This window comes from Chryseobacterium sp. SIMBA_029 (assembly GCF_046535275.1).
In the GTDB taxonomy this organism is placed as follows: domain Bacteria; phylum Bacteroidota; class Bacteroidia; order Flavobacteriales; family Weeksellaceae; genus Chryseobacterium.
Map to the genome: position 1 here is coordinate 1 of NZ_JAWRXA010000240.1, position 277 is coordinate 277.

General features: G+C 44.0%; 1 protein-coding gene. It reads left to right on the top strand.

Annotation, left to right across the window (positions count from 1 at the left end; translation table 11 throughout):
* On the top strand, positions 1 to 277 hold a 277-nt coding region (locus tag SB679_RS23980), incomplete at both ends, for a DUF6268 family outer membrane beta-barrel protein (RefSeq protein ID WP_410704745.1).

Genomic DNA, 277 nt, shown 5'->3' on the forward strand with positions numbered 1-277 from the left:
GTTGGCCTGCAGCATATAAGACCTTTGGGCAAGAAATGGAGTATGATGATGATGGCTTCAGTAGGATTGTATACTGATCTGGAAAGAATCAGTTCTGACGATATATTAGGACAAGGAGGAGTCTTATTTATCAGACACTTTAGTCCAAACCTGGCCTTAGGTGGGGGGCCTGTGCTTACAACAGCATTTGGGACGCCAATGGTCTTGCCGTGGATTTACTTTGACTGGAAAACCAATGGAAAGGTCAAATTCAAGATCAATTTCCCTGAAGGAGCAG